At 67.2% G+C, this 15,573-nt stretch carries 15 protein-coding genes; 8 read left to right on the top strand and 7 right to left on the bottom strand.

Features of this window, described 5'->3' with window-relative positions:
* The first annotated feature begins 218 nt into the window (after positions 1-218).
* The 5 genes from BN1959_RS07470 to BN1959_RS07450 all read left to right on the top strand — a co-directional run bounded on the left by BN1959_RS07470 (position 219) and on the right by BN1959_RS07450 (position 6,633).
* Entirely contained in the window at positions 219-2,312 is a 2,094-nt protein-coding gene (locus BN1959_RS07470) for a CapA family protein (RefSeq protein WP_321164389.1), read from the top strand.
* Complete coding sequence (locus tag BN1959_RS07465; protein ID WP_079978633.1) at positions 2,309-3,526, top strand: poly-gamma-glutamate biosynthesis protein PgsC/CapC; 1,218 nt, start codon at positions 2,309-2,311, stop codon at positions 3,524-3,526. The genes BN1959_RS07470 and BN1959_RS07465 overlap by 4 nt, the downstream gene beginning before the upstream one ends.
* The gene (locus tag BN1959_RS07460) at positions 3,523-5,073 is read left to right on the top strand and encodes a hypothetical protein (protein WP_154018245.1); all 1,551 of its coding nucleotides are present in this window, start codon (positions 3,523-3,525) and stop codon (positions 5,071-5,073) included. Before BN1959_RS07465 ends, BN1959_RS07460 begins: the two co-directional genes overlap by 4 nt.
* 136 nt (positions 5,074-5,209) lie before the next feature.
* Positions 5,210-5,389, top strand: coding sequence for a DUF7333 family protein (locus BN1959_RS07455; RefSeq protein ID WP_053948057.1), 180 nt, complete (start codon positions 5,210-5,212; stop codon positions 5,387-5,389).
* 164 nt (positions 5,390-5,553) lie between these two features.
* Positions 5,554-6,633 carry an aminopeptidase gene (locus tag BN1959_RS07450; protein WP_053948056.1) on the top strand — a complete coding sequence of 360 codons (1,080 nt, stop codon included), beginning with the start codon at positions 5,554-5,556 and terminating at the stop codon, positions 6,631-6,633.
* A 26-nt stretch (positions 6,634-6,659) separates the two neighbouring features.
* Here BN1959_RS07450 and BN1959_RS07445 read toward each other — a convergent pair whose 3' ends face one another.
* Positions 6,660-7,529 carry a winged helix-turn-helix domain-containing protein gene (locus BN1959_RS07445; RefSeq protein WP_053948055.1) on the bottom strand — a complete coding sequence of 290 codons (870 nt, stop codon included), beginning with the start codon at positions 7,527-7,529 and terminating at the stop codon, positions 6,660-6,662.
* Positions 7,530-7,837: 308 nt separating this feature from the next.
* Between BN1959_RS07445 and BN1959_RS07440 the strand changes: the two genes are divergently transcribed.
* The gene (locus tag BN1959_RS07440) at positions 7,838-8,617 is read left to right on the top strand and encodes a cytochrome b (RefSeq protein WP_053948054.1); all 780 of its coding nucleotides are present in this window, start codon (positions 7,838-7,840) and stop codon (positions 8,615-8,617) included.
* 14 nt (positions 8,618-8,631) lie between these two features.
* Here the strand turns inward: BN1959_RS07440 and BN1959_RS07435 are convergent, their stop codons facing one another.
* Positions 8,632-9,282 (bottom strand): helix-turn-helix domain-containing protein, encoded by a 651-nt coding sequence (locus BN1959_RS07435; RefSeq protein WP_053948053.1) that lies wholly within the window; start codon positions 9,280-9,282, stop codon positions 8,632-8,634.
* Between the two features lie 91 nt (positions 9,283-9,373).
* On the opposite strand from BN1959_RS07435, the gene BN1959_RS07430 reads away from it, so the two are divergent.
* Positions 9,374-10,810 (top strand): cytochrome P450, encoded by a 1,437-nt coding sequence (locus BN1959_RS07430; protein ID WP_053948052.1) that lies wholly within the window; start codon positions 9,374-9,376, stop codon positions 10,808-10,810.
* A 57-nt stretch (positions 10,811-10,867) separates the two neighbouring features.
* On the opposite strand, the gene BN1959_RS07425 is transcribed toward BN1959_RS07430, so the two are convergent.
* Both BN1959_RS07425 and BN1959_RS07420 read right to left on the bottom strand, forming a co-directional pair.
* On the bottom strand, positions 10,868-12,508 hold the full coding sequence (locus tag BN1959_RS07425; RefSeq protein ID WP_053948051.1) for a SufS family cysteine desulfurase: 1,641 nt from the start codon (positions 12,506-12,508) through the stop codon (positions 10,868-10,870).
* 46 nt (positions 12,509-12,554) lie between these two features.
* On the bottom strand, positions 12,555-14,012 hold the full coding sequence (locus BN1959_RS07420) for an amidohydrolase family protein (protein ID WP_154018244.1): 1,458 nt from the start codon (positions 14,010-14,012) through the stop codon (positions 12,555-12,557).
* 127 nt (positions 14,013-14,139) lie between these two features.
* On the opposite strand from BN1959_RS07420, the gene BN1959_RS07415 reads away from it, so the two are divergent.
* Positions 14,140-14,490, top strand: a complete 351-nt coding sequence (locus BN1959_RS07415) for a hypothetical protein (RefSeq protein ID WP_053948049.1) — start codon at positions 14,140-14,142, stop codon at positions 14,488-14,490.
* Here BN1959_RS07415 and BN1959_RS07410 read toward each other — a convergent pair whose 3' ends face one another.
* Genes BN1959_RS07410 through BN1959_RS07400 form a run of 3 tightly spaced genes read right to left on the bottom strand, consistent with a single transcriptional unit; the run spans position 14,491 to position 15,418 of the window.
* A complete protein-coding gene (locus tag BN1959_RS07410; protein WP_053948048.1) occupies positions 14,491-14,757 on the bottom strand; it encodes a hypothetical protein in 267 nt (88 codons plus the stop codon). It lies immediately after the preceding gene.
* Between the two features lie 2 nt (positions 14,758-14,759).
* Positions 14,760-15,038, bottom strand: coding sequence for a ubiquitin-like small modifier protein 1 (locus BN1959_RS07405; protein ID WP_053948047.1), 279 nt, complete (start codon positions 15,036-15,038; stop codon positions 14,760-14,762).
* The gene (locus tag BN1959_RS07400; protein WP_053948046.1) at positions 15,035-15,418 is read right to left on the bottom strand and encodes a hypothetical protein; all 384 of its coding nucleotides are present in this window, start codon (positions 15,416-15,418) and stop codon (positions 15,035-15,037) included. Before BN1959_RS07400 ends, BN1959_RS07405 begins: the two co-directional genes overlap by 4 nt.
* Positions 15,419-15,573: the final 155 nt, after the last annotated feature.

Genomic DNA, 15,573 nt, shown 5'->3' with positions numbered 1-15,573 from the left:
CCTTTCGCCGCCTCCTCGCCGTCCGGCCGCACGGCACGGCCGATACGGCTTCAAGTGTGCCCCGGCGGGACCCGTTTCGGTAGCCGATGGGACGTCCACCCGACTAGGTCGGTTCTCCACCGACCGACCCCCGAAAGTAACACATATACAGATGTTTCTGCCCGCCCTCTGTAGTTCGAGCCCTGCGGAATTCGTTTCGGAGCGAACAGTAAGGCTGCATGCACAACACATATTTTGCTTTACCTGCGATAGCCGGTAGATTGCGACGAAGAGAACTGTTGGGGGTGGCAGGCTGTACTCTGTTCGGGCTCGCGGGCTGTTCCGGCCGGCTCCGAACGGCCGTTTCTGGTGGGGACGGGTCAACGACCGCTACCGGGACGGTGTACGACGACGACGGTGTTTCAAACGTCGCCGTCGTCGCGTATCGGGACGGGGAGCCGGTCGGGCGAACCGTGACTGCTGAGGACGGAAGTTACGAGATACGGCTCGATGGGGGGCCGGCTTGGATGGAGTTCACCCGCGAGGGGTACTCATCGGTGACTCGAGCCGTGGCGCCCGGCTCGACGGTCGACGTCCGTCTACGGCGGAAAGACGGCAGCGTGAGTATGGTCTTCGGTGGGGATGTGATGTTCGGGCGCCGGTACTACAGGCAGAACACTGACCCCCTTCAGTCACACTACCAACTCCACGGGAGTGACCGTCGGGACTCACACGGCCGGCTGCTCGGGTCCGTCGAGCCGATTTTCCGGGGCGCCGACGTCACGTCGGTCAACCTGGAGACGCCACTGACGACGGCTCCGTGGCGACACCCCTCGAAGGCGTACGTTTTCACGAGTCACCCGGTCGCCGCCGCGTCGATGGCGGATGCCGGCGTCGACTACGCCGCGCTGGCGAACACACACGCGTTCGATGCCCTCACTCCGGGACTCGAGGAGACGATCGACGCACTCGACACCGCGGGGATCGCACACTCCGGGGCCGGGTTCGACCCGGCAGCGGCGGCCGAGCCGGCGTTTCTCGATCGTGGCAACCTGACGATCGGGTTCGTCTCCGCGACCACGACCGCAGGCCAGCAGTACGAGCGTGACTGGGCAGCCGAACAGTCCGAGGAAACCTACACAGTCCAACAGGAGGGCGAGACGCTCACTGTCCCCGACGATGCGGGGGTCCTCCGTGGGACAGACGAGTCCGTCCGCGACAGCGTCCGCGTGGCGACCGAGCGAGCGGACGTCGTCGTGACACAGATCCACGGCGGCGAGGAGTACCAACGAACGCCGACAGCCGAGATCCGTGCGCTCACCGACGCCGCGATCGATGCGGGCTCGGACCTCGTCGTCAACCATCACCCGCACGTGTCCGGCGGTTTCGAGACGCGGGGAGGGGCCCTGGTCGCATGGTCGCTGGGGAACCTCTTCTTCGATCAAAACCTGTGGACGACGTACCGATCGTTGCTGCTTCGGGTGGACGTCACCGCCGACGGTGTACGGAACGCCCGGATCGAACCGATCCTGTTGGAGGGGTACGTTCCGCGGGGGGTGACTGGGTCCCTCCGGGACCGGCTACTGTGGGAACTCGCCGGCTACTCTGACGACTCGTTCAGGCTCACCGACGGCACCGTACGGTGGCAACCGACGGCGGAGCCGCCGTCGAAGCAGCCGTTGACACTCCGGGGCGGGATTCAGCGTCGCGTTCGGGGCTGGATCGCCAGTTCCGACGGGACGACCCAACTCGGGCGTGAGCGGTTCGTTACCGGCGAGTTCGACGATCTCGACGTCGACGGGGACCGCTATGAGGGGACGCTGTGGCGCTACGGGCGGGAGTCACGCGCCTCCGACCAGCCGATCGGGCCGGACGGTTCCGGCGGTGTCGAACTGGTTCGCGTACAGGCGAACAACAACCGAGCGATCCTGTCCCCGCGAAACCGCCTTCCGGTTACCAACGACGAGTTCACCCTGTCGGGGACGTACCGAACGAACGCCGACGGGGAGCTCGTCTTGCTCGTCTCGTGGTACGACGATACTGCCGGCAGCTCCTTCCGGCGGCGAGAGAGGGCGCTCCCGTCGACGGACCGTGAGTGGGCGGAGTTCAGCTACGAACTGCAACGGCCGCCGGGGGCGACCCACGTCAACGTCTTTGTCTTCCTCTCGCCGCCGGACGGTATCGAGGTCCTCCGGGCGGCGTTCGACAGACTGAGCCTGATCGAGTGGGAGCCACCCGAGACGAGCGGTGGCCGGGAGTACGATGTCGTGCGTGGACCGTCGGGGACGACAGTGCGTGCAGTGCCAGTCGACGGGACGGTGACTTGGAGATGATCGTCGCCGTCACGGTCACCGCGTTCGGGCTGCTCGCGGTCGCGGGGTTGACACAGGTGTACGGCTACCGCCTCGGCGGGACCATCGCGATCCCGGTACTCGCCGTGTACACACTGAAGAACTTCGTGATGCTGCCGATCTACGCATTGAGCGCCGCTCTCGCCTACATTGGGCTCCGCCTGCTCAAAGACCGGACCCTCATTTACGGTCGTGACGAACTCCTCGCGGCCATCCTCATCGGGAGCCTCGTACCCGTAACGATCCTGCTGACTCTCGGCGTAATGGTCGAGAACGTGTTCCAGACGGTGGTGTTCGTCGGGAGCATCCTGCCGGGTCTCGCGGCGTACAACTACCACCAACTGGACCCCGAAACGCGACGCTGGGACCTCGTCACCGCGTGTGTGTTGTTCGTCTGTCTGTTCGGGTTGGGGTGGTATCTCGTCTCAGCGGAGTTCGCGCCGGTACTGGCGACGGGTACGCCGCCGACGCTGTACTCCCGCACCGCAGATGTCGCGACTTGGAAGGGGATCGCGGTGTCCGATCGGCTGTCGCCCGTTATCCTGCCTCGGCTGGTGACCGTGCTGCTGTTCGCCATCGGGATGCTGCTGTCGGAGCGGGTCAGGGAACGGTACGACGTACGGATCGGGGTCGTCTCCGTCGCGCTGCTCGGGATCTACTCACTGGCCGACCGACGGCTCGTCTACCTGTACGTCTGTCTCCTGATCCTGTCCTACGTCGCGATACAGGCGGTTCACTACTCGACGCTGCTGTACGGGCGGGTTCTCGTCGGCCTCGGCGCGGCGTTCGGCATCGTGGCTGCGGTGCCACTGTCCATCGAGTTCGAGATCAGCCGTGGGCTGTCGGCGTACTTCGTCGGTATCCTCGCCGGCGTCAACGCCTACAACGCCCACGTTACACAGCCGTCCAGCCGGTGGCAGTTCGTGCCGCTGCAGTTCGGTGCCTTCGTCCTGTTGCTCTGTCTGGCGCGTATTACCGGAGCAGTGCTGCCGAGGGGGTTCCCCCGGCAGTTCGGCGCGCCGGAGGCGATCGTCGGCGTCACGATCGTGGCGATCTGCTTTGCCATCGTCGAACGGACTGCACACCTCAAACCGGACGAGGCCGCGATCAACGACCGCTCGATACTGAACGTCTCTGAAAGTACGGACGGCGCCGAGTCGGGTGCACACTCTCACCGGAGGGAGACGAACTCATGAGGTTAGAGCCCAGCTTCGAGGTGTACACCGACGACGACGGCTGGCACTGGCGGCTTCGGGGCCGCGAACTGGAGTTGCGCCACGCGCCGCGCAGTTTCGAGTCCTCCAAGGCGGCACAGTCGGCCATCGATCACGTTCGTGCGGCGGCCTCGATGATCCAGAACGAGCCTAAGCGCAGGTTCGGCGGCCGACGGGCCGCGGAGATCGTCACCACCGCCCAGTACCGGACGGTTGGGGCGGACGAGGGCTATCGATGGCTGCTGGCGGACGACGGCGACGTGCTTGTGCGGTCGGCGGGCGTCTACGAGACTCGAGCCGACGCCGAAGCCGCCGCGGAAACGTTCTGTACGTACGCCGGGACAACGACGACGAGCTATCTCGTCGCCGAGGACGGCGAACACGCCTCGCCGTTCACCGTCGGATCGACCTCCCTTCGCCCGGCGCTGAGGTCGTTGGTGACACTACCCGTTCGTGGGTTCAAACACCGTCGGACGATCGGCGAGATCGACACCCGGATCGTCGTCTCCGGTATCCGGGGGAAGTCCTCGACCACCCGCCGGCTCAACGACGTGTTCGTCCGCCGCGGCTACGACACGCTGGCGAAGATCACCGGGAACCAACCACACCTCATCCACAACGGGACGGCGATTCCGCTGAACCGCCAAGGACCGCGGACGACGCTGTACGAGAACATCTCCGTCTTCCAGGAGTACGTCCCCAAGCTCGCGAGACACAGACCCGACGACGTCGCGGTTTTCGAGAACCAGGGGATCACCGAGTACACGACCCGCTTGATCAACGAGAAGTTCCTCGACCCACACGTGGTCGTCCTCGCGAACGTCCGCCGTGACCACCAGGACACGCTCGGGGAGAGCCGCGCCGAGATCGCCCGGTCGTTCGCGAAGTCGATCCCGGAAGACACCCACGTCGTCTGCGGGGAGCAACACCCGGTCATCTACGAGTACTTGGAGGCGGAGGTTACCGCGACCGGGAGTACGATCGAGCAAGTCGACGTCCCCGAGCGACACGAGGGGCTCCTTGGGGCCGAGACCGTTCACGCGGTCAACGACACCCTCGAAGCCGTCGACGAACCACCCTTAGCGGACCCGGAGATCGACTCCTACCTCTCACAGATCCAGCCGAGTTGGACCGCAGTCCCTGGCGGTCGCGTGTTCAACGCCGCGGAAGTAAACGACGTCGAGAGCACTGAGGCGGTCAGACAGGCGCTTCCGGACTCCGATCGAATCACGCCGTTTCTCTTCTTGCGGCCGGATCGACGGGGCCGAACCGCATCCTTCGTCTCGTACTTCGATCACCTCGCCGCAAATGACGTCATCGACGCCGGCTACGTGATGGGCCGCGATAGTTCGGTGTTCGCCGCGGAGACGGCGTGTGACGTGACCGAGTTGGGGTTCGACACGGAGCCTTCGAGGCTGTTGGACCGCCTCGTCGACGAGGGGCTGCCGGTGATGCTCATGGGCAACACCGTCGACGAGTTCATGCGTGGGTTCGACGCCGAGATCCGGTCGCGAGCCCAACAGATGTGAGCCCGCCGTGGGCCGGGGACGCGGCAAGCGAAAACAGTCACGGGCCGAAACGTGGACGCTGGTACTCCCCGGCGCTTTCGACGGCGGCCGCCTCCGCTTTCTCAACCGATTTGTCTGTCGAGCCACAACGACCCGTATGGAGTTCGACTTCACGCGTTCGGTGGCGCCGCTCGTCGTGATCGTCGCGGTCGCGACGGTCGCGCTCACGTCGATGATGACCCCTTCGACGGTGTTCATGATGGTCCTGCCGTCGATGATCGTCTTCTCGATCGTCGCGTTCTTCCTCGGCCTGAAACACGGGGAGTTCCGGGCCTAACGCCCCGGCGTCGCCGTCGAGGGACGAGAACGGTTCGGAACGGCGACCCCCTCCGCCGCTTGTCGACTGCCGCCGACACCCCTCCGAGTGTCGTCTAATCGTTGACCGCGGTACCGAACGTAGTTCTGACATCTTTTAGGTCCCTCGCCACCCAGCGATCCCTCATGGACGACCGTATCCAGCGACACGCGGAGATCCTCGTCGACCACTGCACCGACGTTTCTGCCGGCGAGAACGTCGCCGTCAGCGGGCCGCCGGTGGCCGAGGAGCTGCTGGTCGCCGTCGCCGAGAAGCTGGGCGAGGTCGGCGCGAACGCGTCGACCCGGCTGGTCAGCCAGCGCGCGAGCAGGGCGTACCGGCGGGCGATCGACCCCGACGACGTCGAGCTCTCGGAGCACGTGCTCGCGATGACCGAGGAGACCGACGTGATGATCAACGTCGGCGGCGCGACCAACACCCACGAGACCGGCGACATCGATCCGGAGACGAACGCGGCGTTCGCCGCGGCCAACAAGCCCGTTCAGGAGGCGCGGATGGACACCCGGTGGGTCACGACCGCGTTCCCCGCGCCGGGCAACGCACAGGACGCGGAGATGTCGACGCCGGCCTACGAGGAGTTCGTCTGGTCGGCCATCGACAAAGACTGGGAGGCCCAACGTGCGTTCCAGGCCCAGATGGTGGAGATCCTCGACGACGCGAGCGAGGTCCGGATCGTCTCCGGCGACACGACCGACGTGACGATGCGCGTCGACGGGATGCTCCCTCAGAACGACTACGGCGAGAAGAACATGCCCGGCGGCGAGGTGTACACCGCCCCAGTCAAGGACAGCGTCGAAGGGGAGGTCCTGTTCGACAAGCCGCTGATGGCACAGGGTCGCGAGGTCGAGGGCGTCCGACTCACCTTCGAGGACGGGGAGGTCGTCGACCACGCCGCCGAGAAGAACGAGGACGTGCTGACGGAGATGCTTGACACCGACGAGGGCGCGCGCTACCTCGGCGAGCTCGGGATCGGGATGAACCGCGACATCGACCAGTTCACCTACAACATGCTGTTCGACGAGAAGATGGGCGACACCGTCCACATGGCGATCGGCCGCGCCTACGAGTGGACCGTCCCCGACGACCGCGAACGCAACGACAGCGCGGTCCACATGGACATGATCGTCGACATGAGCGAGGACTCCCGCATCGAGGTCGACGGCGAGGTCGTGCAAGAAGACGGCACGTTCGTCTTCGAGGACTGAGCCGCTGAGCCGCCGACGCTCCCCCTTCAGACACGTTCGTACTCGACGACGCTTGCCGACTCGTCGACGACGACCGTGAGCGCCGCACCGTCGATCTCGAACGTCAGCCGGAGTTCGAGCGGCTCGCGGCCGACGACGGCCGCCTCGGGGTCCAGTAGCGACTGGAGCTCCCACACGTACGTCTCTTGAAGATCGATGCCCGAATCGTGGAGGAACGAGACGACTGCGGGGTCCTCCAACAGCACCGCCGCGACGTTCAGCCGCGGTTCGGAACCGCACTCGCGACACTCGAACCGAACGTCGAGCTCCGACCGATAGGTCACTGACTCCTCGTCGGAATCGATGGTGAGTGAGGCGTCCACTCGGCCGCCACAGAGCGTACAGAACCCCCGGCTCAGGCGTTCGGTCCGCGTCAGGACGTGCTTGCTCACCACCGACGGGAGCCGCTCGGGCTCCGTCGACGCGACGAGGACCGGCGGCGTCGACATCTTGACGACCAGCTGTTCACACGCCGGACAGTCGACGACGAAGAACCCGTCGTCGTACGTCGCCTCGGTGGTCTCGCCGCAGTGCATGCAGTCACCGGCCGGGACGGGACCGAGATCGCCGGCGTCCGCCGCGTCGAACTGCCCGGAGACCATGCTCCCGACCGCCTGCCGACCGGCGTAGCTCAGCCGGTAGCCGCCGTCTTTGGTCACGAACGCCGGCTGCAACTGGTTCAGGTGGTAGTTGAACGTCCCGGAGTCCTCGACGCCGACACGGTCCCGAAGCTCGGAGAACGCGAGGGGGTCGGGTGCGGCCGCCCAGAGCGCCCGGAGGATCTCGATCCGGACCTCGTTCGCGAGGAGGCCGAACACGTTCTCCGCCTCGTCCGAGGGCCGGCGTTCGAGCGCCATAGCCTCGATATCCAGTCTCGGTGACAATCAGTATTCTGGAACCGCTTCAGGGCGACGGCCGGGCCCGGGTGACGAGGGGTTCCGACGCCCCTCGTTCTGATAGGTCCGTGCGTTCACTCCCACCAAACATAATTTTCTGAACAGGAAATCGTTCCTGCGAGCGCTTACGGTCCCCCCACTCGTACGCACTCAACGCGAGAAATCACAGCAGGAACCCGTTCGGCCCTCCACCCGCCGACGGTCTACGCTAAACGCACTGCCCGACGCCGTCGAGCGACGGCGTTCGAACCGTTCCACCCCCCACAGCGATGCCAGAGAACACACCGGACGAACGGACCGACGACGAGCCACGAACCGACGGCGCGGGGACGAACGTCGTCCCGCCGGACGACGACACGCCGACCTGGAGCGAGCGCAAGCGTCGACGGGTCGGCCTCCCCCGCCTCACGTACGAGTACTTCGAGCGAGCCCGCCGCGAGGATCAGGACCTGCGTGAGGAGTCCACTTACGTGGAGCGCGACGTACTCGCGTTCCCGACGTGGCCCCACGAGCTGATCCGGAACCTCGCGCTGACGAGCTTCTTCGTGGGCATGCTGCTGCTGCTGGCGGCGACGCTCCCACCCCACATCGGCAACCCCGCGAACCGGAGTGTGACGCCGGCGATCATCCTGCCGGACTGGTACCTCTACTGGTCGTTCGGCCTCCTGAAGCTCGGGCCGCTGAACCCCGAGCTCACCGTCCTCGGGGGCGAAAAAGTCGTGAGCGACAAGACCTACGGCGTGCTCGCGAACGTGGTGATCGTCGGCGCGATCTCGATGGTGCCGTTCCTCAACAAGGGCAGCGCCCGCCGGCCGGTCGAGCAGCCGTTCTGGGCGGCGATTGGCGTCGGGGGCACCGTGTTCGCGTTCACGATAGCGGTGTACTCCGCGAAAAACCTCGTGCCGATGTCGCCGCCGCTGCTGTTCGATCTCACCTTCATCCTTCCCCCAGTCGCGGCGGCGGTCAGCTACGCGGTGCTGAAGACGATGCGCGAGGGGTACATGTACGACCTCAATCGCCGCTACTACCGGCTTCGGCCGCCGAAGTGATCGGTCGGAGCGACTCACTCCGCCAGAAACGCGTCCACCAACGCCGCTTCCGCCTTCCGTAGGTGGGCGCCCGCGGTCGACGACGAACAGTCGAGTTCGGCGGCCACGTCCGCGACCGCACCCGTTCGCGGCACGTCGTAGTACCCGACCCGCCGAGCGGCCCGCAGGGCCTCTCGCTGGCGGTCGGTCAGGTCGACGCCAGCGAGTCGGCGCCCGCCGGCGTAGGGCCCGAGGCGATCGATATCGGCGTCGATCGGGTCCGGAACCGACTCGAGCGCCCCGCGAAGCTGGCCCGGCGGCCCGACGACGCCGAAGGAGAGCCGCCCGCCCGACCGATAGACGACCGGCGGCACCGAGAGGAAATCCGTGTCAGTGAACGCGGCGAGGAACGACTCCAGCGGCCCGCCGAGTCGCTCGTGGGCCTTGAGGTAGAACCCGTCGTCGCCGGGCGCCGTCTCGAACCGATCGATCGGGTCGATCGCCCGCAGCCGATCGAGGTACGGCTCCCGCGGGGCGGTCACGCGAAACAGCGTCACTAACGTCCTGTCGGGCAGCCGTCGCCAGGTCAGGAGCTCCGAGCGCCAGCCCTCACCCTCGTCGAGGTAGGCGTGCATCGGGTGTCGAAACTCCGGCGGGAACCGGAACTGGACGTGGACGTACCGCACGTGGCTGCCGTGAGGCGCCACCACCTTCAGTTTTGAAGACACGGATAGATCCGTGCAAACTGTCAGTCGTCCCGGTCCCCAACAGACGGGTATGACCGAGACGGTTCCCGACGGCGAGCGCGACCGGCAGACGGAGAGCCCGGACGACGGCGGTCTGACGACCGGGAAACCGCCGGGGCCGGATGGCCTCCCCGTGTTGGGGAACGTCCACTCGCTGGCCGACGACGCGCTGGCGTTCTACGAGCGCCAGTCGGCCGAGTACGGCGGCGTCGCTCGGTACGACGTGTTCGGCACCGAGTCCTACGTCGTCAGCGACCCGGCGGCGATCGAGCGAATCCTCGTCGACGATCACGACCGCTACGTCAAGGGGCAGATGCCCCAGGAGCAGCTCGGCCGCCTCTTGGGCGAGGGACTGTTCCTCTCGGAGGGCGAGCAGTGGCGCGAGCAGCGAACCGCGGTCCGGTCGGCGTTCTTCCGTGAGCGGATCGAGGCGTACGGCGATTCGATGGTCGAGCACGCACGGGCGACCGCGGACTCGTGGAACGACGGCGACGTAGTCGACGCCCACACGGCGGCGACCGGCTACGCGTTCTCGGTGCTCGCAGAGAGCCTCCTCGGCGACGACATCGACGACGAGCGCGAAACAGTCCGTGCGGCCGCCGAGAGCATCACCGAACGGTTCGACACCTCGCGGCTGGGGTCGTTCCTGCCCGAGTGGGTGCCGACGCCGACGCGGCGACGCTACCACCGGCGCCTCGACGCGCTCCGGGCAACGATCCGCGACCTCGTCGCCGAGCGACGTGCTGGGGATCTGCCGTCGAACCCGGGCGAGGCCGACGACCTGCTCGGGACGCTCGTCGCGGCCGCGGAGATGGGCGCCATCGACGACGAGGAGCTGGTGGACAACGCCGTCACGTTCCTGTTCGCCGGCCACGAGACGAGCGCGTTGGGGCTGACGTACACGCTCTACTGTCTCGCCGGCCGGCCCGAGATGCAGGAACGAATCTACGAGGAGGTAGCCGCGTTCGACGACGACCCGACGGCGGCCCAGATCCGTGACTGCCCCGCGCTGACCGCGGCTGTCGACGAGGCACTGCGGCGCTACCCGCCGGTCCACTCGTTCTTCCGCGAACCGACCGAGCCGGTCGAACTGGGCGGCTACCGGGTTCCCGAAGGCGTCGTACTCACCCTCTCGCCGTGGACTGTCCACCGCGACGAGCAGTGGTGGGACGAACCCGAGAGCTACCGCCCCGAGCGCTGGCTCCGCGAGGTCGACGGCGAAACCGTCCACGGCGACGACACCGCCGGCCCCGCGGTCGGCGAGCGTCCCGAGTACGCGTACTTCCCGTTCGGCGGCGGCCCGCGTCACTGTATCGGGATGCGGTTCGCTCGGCAGGAGCTCCGGCTCGCGACCGCGACGCTGCTCCGGCGGTTCGCGTTCGAACGGGAGACGGAGTCGCTGTCGGTGCAGGCGAGTGCCAACACCCGGCCTGCGGAGCCCGTCCGCCTCCGCGTCCGGGCGAGATGAGGACCTAACCGGAACGGCGACCGTCCACGGTACTGCGGCGACGAACGGCGTCCCCGACTACGTCGCCGACGCCGACCCCTCGACGGTCTGTCCGCCCGACAGGTACTCCCGGGCCGCCTCCCGGATCACCTCTTCCGGGCCGACCACACACTCCCGACGGAGCTCCGGGAACTGGCCGTCGAGCATCGCCGCCACCTCCCCCTCCATCTCGGCGGCGTCCTCGACGGTCCGCTCCTCCAAGTACTCGCTAATCAGGCTCGCGACCGCCCGGCTCACCGCACAGCTCTCGCTCTCGAAGCCGACGCCCTCGATCGTCCCGTCCGGCGCCACGTCGACGTGGAACTCACCGTCGTCGCCGCAGGTGGTCTCCTCCGAGGACTTCACCAGCGACGGCTCGGCGAGGCCGCCGGTGTTGTGGGGGTCGCGGTGGTGCTCGTACAGCCGGTCCGCGTAGCGGTTCCGGAGGTGGGCGTCGACTTTCGTCTCGGCGTCGTCGATCGCGTCGAGCAGGCGGTCGATCTCCTCGGTGGTGTTGTAGACGTAGAACGACGCCCGGACCGAGCCGGGCACGTCGAGGCGGTCGTGGAGCGGCTGGGTGCAGTGATCGCCCGCGCGGACCGCGATCCCGCGCTCGTTCAGGACCGAGGAGAGGTCGTGGCCGTGGACGCCGTCGACGTTGAAGCTCACCAGCCCGGTGCGCTCCTCGCCCGGACCCGGGCCGTACGTCTCCACGTCGTCGCGCTCGTGGAGGCGTTCGAGCGCGTACTGCGCGAGGCGGTTCTCGTGGTCGCGCACCCACTCCATCCCGAGGTCGTCGAGGTACTCCACCGCGGCCGCGAGCGCGATCCCCTCCGCGATCGGCGGCGTGCCGGCCTCGAACTTCCAGGGCAGCCCGTTCCACGTCGAGCGGTCGAACGTGACGTGCTGGATCATCTCGCCGCCGTAGAGGAACGGCTCCATCCCTTCGAGCAGCTCCTTGCGGCCGTAGAGCCCGCCGATCCCGGTCGGCCCGGCCATCTTGTGTCCCGAGAACGCGAAGAAGTCCGCGCCCATCGCCTCCACGTCGACGGGGCGGGTCGGCGCGGACTGGGCACCGTCGACGACCAACACCGCCCCGGCATCGTGGGCCAAGTCGGCGAACGTCCGGACCGGGGTAATGGTCCCGAGCACGTTCGAGACGTGCGGGATCGACACCAGCGCCACGTCGTCGTCGATCAGCGACTTGGCGTGCTCCACGTCGACGTGGCCGTCGTCGGTGACGTGGACGAAGCGTATCTCCGCGCCCGTCCGCTCGGCGACCTGCTGCCACGTCACCAGCGAGGCGTGGTGCTCCATCTCGGTGGTGACGATCGCGTCGCCGGGGCCGAACTCCGGGAGGGCGAGCCCGTGGGCGACGAGGTTGATGCTCTCGGTCGTGTTGCGGGTGAAGATCATCTCCTCGCGGCCGCCGCTGGCGCCGACGAACTCGGCCACCCGGTCGTGGGCGTCCTCGTACGCGAGCGACGCCTCGTGGCTGAGTTCGTGGATGCCGCGGTGGACGTTGGCGTTGTAACCGGCGTAGAACTCCTCGAAGATCTCGTACACCTCCCGGGGCGTGTGGGTGGTTGCGGCGTTGTCGAGATAGGTGAGTGGCTCGCCGTTCACCTCGCGTTCGAGGACGGGGAACTCTTCGCGGATCCGCGCAACCTGTGGGGACATGAGACCACCATACCTTCCAACCGTCTTAAATTTTCTCGCAGAACGCTCACCGATCGCGGAGCGACTGGATCGCGAGCCGGGAGAGCAGCCGGGCTGGACCCCGCTTGGGGAGATCCGAGAGTAGCCGACGCGGTCCGGGTGGGTCGGCGCCGCCGAGACCGATCTCCCAGCCCGACTCGGCAGCGAATCGCTCGACGGCCTCGGTCGCCCGCTGTTGGACGGCCTCGGCGTCCATCGTCACCACGTCGCCGTCGCGGAGTACGAACTCGCCGTCGACGATGGCCGTCTCCACGTCGGCGGCCGAGGCGTTGTTGACGACCTGTGCGGGGACGTTGGTCAGCGGGGTGAACTTCGGCGCGTCGACGTCGAGCAGGATTACGTCGGCCCGCTTCCCGGATTCGAGACTCCCGATCTCGTCGCCGACGCCCAGCGCACGAGCGCCCTCGATCGTCAGCATCCGGACCAGTTCCATCGAGCTGTACTGCCCGGCCTCCCGCTTCAGGTTCGCAGCGAGTCGGGCCTGTCTCGCTTCGCCGAACAGGTCGTAGGAGTCGTGCCAGTAGTGGTCGTCGATGCCCAGCCCGACGTCGACGCCCGCCTCACGGAGTTCGGGCACCGGCGTCCACTGCATCTCCGGGTCCGGGTTCCAGTAGCAGAACACCGACGGGCAGTGGGCGACTGACGCGCCCGACTCGGCGGTCCGTCGGACGTCCTCGTCGTTGGCCACGCGGTAGTGAGCGCCGATCAGTCGCTCGTTCAGGAGCCCGACCTCCTCGAGCAGCCCCAGCGAGTCCGCGGCGTCGTTCGCCCGGGCCATCGTGTTGCTCTCGTCGAGTTCGAGCAGGTGGGTGTGGACGGAGAGGTCCGGGTAATCGGCCGCGAGATCGGCGGTCCGCTCCCAGAGTTCCCGCGAACAGGACCAGTCGTCGTGGGGACAGATCGTCGCCCGGATGCGGCCGTCGTAGCTGTCGTGGTACTCCTCGACGAACGCCCGAGCTCGGGCAAACTGTTCGTCGACCGGGACGTCGACGAACAAGTCGGTGATCGCCTGCCCGAAGAACCCCCGGAGTCCGGCCTCGCCGAACGTTTCCGCCCCCGTCGCCGGCCGCACGTCCATCGAGTTGACGGTCGTCACCCCGCCGAGGAGGAAGTTCAGCGCCGCGAGTTCGGCGCCGGCGTCGGCGAGGTAGGAGAGGTCGCCCTCCGCGAACCGCTCGTAGACCGCCGTCATGCTCCCCATCATCTCCCCCAGCCCGAGGTCGCTGAACGCGCCGATCAAGGGCGTCAGCTCCAGATGCGTGTGAGCGTTGACCAGCCCCGGCATCGCTAGCTTCCCCTCGCCGTCGACGACGTGATCGGCGTCCGCGTCACGATCGGCGTCCCGGCTCTCCCGGACCTCCGTGATCTCGCCGTCTTCGATGCGGACCGTCCCGCGCTCGTACAGTCGGTTCCGGTCGTCGACGGTCAACACCGTCGCGTCGTGGATCAGTATCTCCTCCATCACCAAGCACCTCCGCGCCGTCGGCATCGATCGGGGACCATCCTGTCAACGAGCTATTCGCTCGTCCCCCATCAAAACCTGTGGTTCCGTCGGGGCAACGACTATCCCCGGGCCGCCCTACCCTCCGTCGATGGACGACGACCGCACGTTCGCCCTCGAATCCCGCCTGACCAATCACGGCTGCTACCTCCAGTCTCTCGCCGTCGAGGACGGCGCCTACGAACTCACTTATCAGTCCGCCGCCGCCGATCAGCACGGCGAGATCCCCCACCAGCAGGTCGGCGACGTGGTGAACGACTTCCGCGAGCTGTTCGAGCAGCGCGACTGGCCGGTCCGGAACGTTGTCGCGACGGTCACCGACCTCGACGACGAGCGAGTCGGCTCGTGGCGCGCCGACGCCGACTGGTTCGCGGCGCTCGACTCGGGGGAGATGAGCGAGGTCGAGTTCTCTCAGCGGGTGCTCGACAGCCTCTCGGAGTAACTACCCCCCCGCCCGCATCGCCTTCCGCGAGAAGTCTTCGATCAGTTCTTCGAAGCGTCCCTCGCCGAACGCCTCGTCGGCCTCGAACGCGATCGTGACCTCCGTGAGTTGGAGCGACGGCCCGATGCTCACTTTCTCCGCCGAGAGGTCGGCGCGCCAACCGTCGCCCTCGACGGTCGTGTCGTCGACGGCGGTGCCGCCGAGGTTCTCCAGGTAGTTCCGTGCGAGGCGGACGGAGATGCCGCGGAACTCCTTGGTCCGCTCCATCGCTACCCGCCCGCGACCGGCGGGAAGATGCTGAGCCGGTCGCCGTCCTCCAGCTCGGTCTCCATCCCGTCGAGATGCAGCGCCTCGCGCCCGCTTTTGAGGACGTTGATGTGGGGGCGCAGGTCGCCGTCCTCGATCAGCTGGCCGGAAAGCCCCTCGTACTCGGCTTCCAGATCGTGGAGCACCTCGCCGATCGTGGTCCCCGTGGGGTACTCCTGTTCGACGACTTTCTGCCCGACCGCTTGCCGGAACGTCGCGAAAAACCGGAGTTCGACGTTCATGACCCACCGAACCGGATCCCGTCCTCGACGAGGCGCTGATTGCGCCGGCGGTCGAGCGCGTCGCCGAGGTCGTCGTGGTCGTACAGCTGGGCGATCAGTTCCGCGTAGAGGTTCCGCCACGAGATCGCGTAGATGGGCGACTGCCCCCACGCCCGGAGCTCCGGCACGAACTCGTCGAACCGCTCCATCCGGCTCTCGAGGCGCTCGACGGCGTCGAGCACGTACCCCACCGCCTCGTCGTCGTCCTCGGCGGCCTCGATGGCGTCGTTGATGCGGCGCTCCCAGCCCGCGACCGCCTCGCGCATGTCCTGTCGCGCGTCGTCGTCGCCGGGCAACGAGTCGAGGATCGGTTCCGGCGCGCCGAGTGAGACCGTCTCCATACCCCCGAGTGACACGCCGACGGTCATAAAGCTCCCGACAGGAGAAACCGCGAGACAGCAAGGGGATGCAGCGGCCTCCCTCCCGGATTAAGTAACCGGTAGCAGTTACGCCGTTGTGAGAACGACTAACACCGAACAGGCCGTATGTAAGGAAC

Origin of the sequence: Halolamina sediminis (genome assembly GCF_001282785.1) — an archaeon.
Lineage (GTDB): Archaea > Halobacteriota > Halobacteria > Halobacteriales > Haloferacaceae > Halolamina > Halolamina sediminis.
The sequence above is the reverse complement of the archived record's forward strand: the minus strand, read 5'-3'. Positions and strand labels throughout refer to the sequence as shown.

Coding starts and splice junctions, on each gene's coding strand:
- BN1959_RS07470 (WP_321164389.1), top strand. CDS start 219: ATGCACAACACATATTTTGCTTTACCTGCGATAGCCGGTAGATTGCGA.
- BN1959_RS07465 (WP_079978633.1), top strand. CDS start 2,309: ATGATCGTCGCCGTCACGGTCACCGCGTTCGGGCTGCTCGCGGTCGCG.
- BN1959_RS07460 (WP_154018245.1), top strand. CDS start 3,523: ATGAGGTTAGAGCCCAGCTTCGAGGTGTACACCGACGACGACGGCTGG.
- BN1959_RS07455 (WP_053948057.1), top strand. CDS start 5,210: ATGGAGTTCGACTTCACGCGTTCGGTGGCGCCGCTCGTCGTGATCGTC.
- BN1959_RS07450 (WP_053948056.1), top strand. CDS start 5,554: ATGGACGACCGTATCCAGCGACACGCGGAGATCCTCGTCGACCACTGC.
- BN1959_RS07445 (WP_053948055.1), bottom strand. CDS start 7,529: ATGGCGCTCGAACGCCGGCCCTCGGACGAGGCGGAGAACGTGTTCGGC.
- BN1959_RS07440 (WP_053948054.1), top strand. CDS start 7,838: ATGCCAGAGAACACACCGGACGAACGGACCGACGACGAGCCACGAACC.
- BN1959_RS07430 (WP_053948052.1), top strand. CDS start 9,374: ATGACCGAGACGGTTCCCGACGGCGAGCGCGACCGGCAGACGGAGAGC.
- BN1959_RS07425 (WP_053948051.1), bottom strand. CDS start 12,508: ATGTCCCCACAGGTTGCGCGGATCCGCGAAGAGTTCCCCGTCCTCGAA.
- BN1959_RS07415 (WP_053948049.1), top strand. CDS start 14,140: ATGGACGACGACCGCACGTTCGCCCTCGAATCCCGCCTGACCAATCAC.
- BN1959_RS07410 (WP_053948048.1), bottom strand. CDS start 14,757: ATGGAGCGGACCAAGGAGTTCCGCGGCATCTCCGTCCGCCTCGCACGG.
- BN1959_RS07405 (WP_053948047.1), bottom strand. CDS start 15,038: ATGAACGTCGAACTCCGGTTTTTCGCGACGTTCCGGCAAGCGGTCGGG.
- BN1959_RS07400 (WP_053948046.1), bottom strand. CDS start 15,418: ATGGAGACGGTCTCACTCGGCGCGCCGGAACCGATCCTCGACTCGTTG.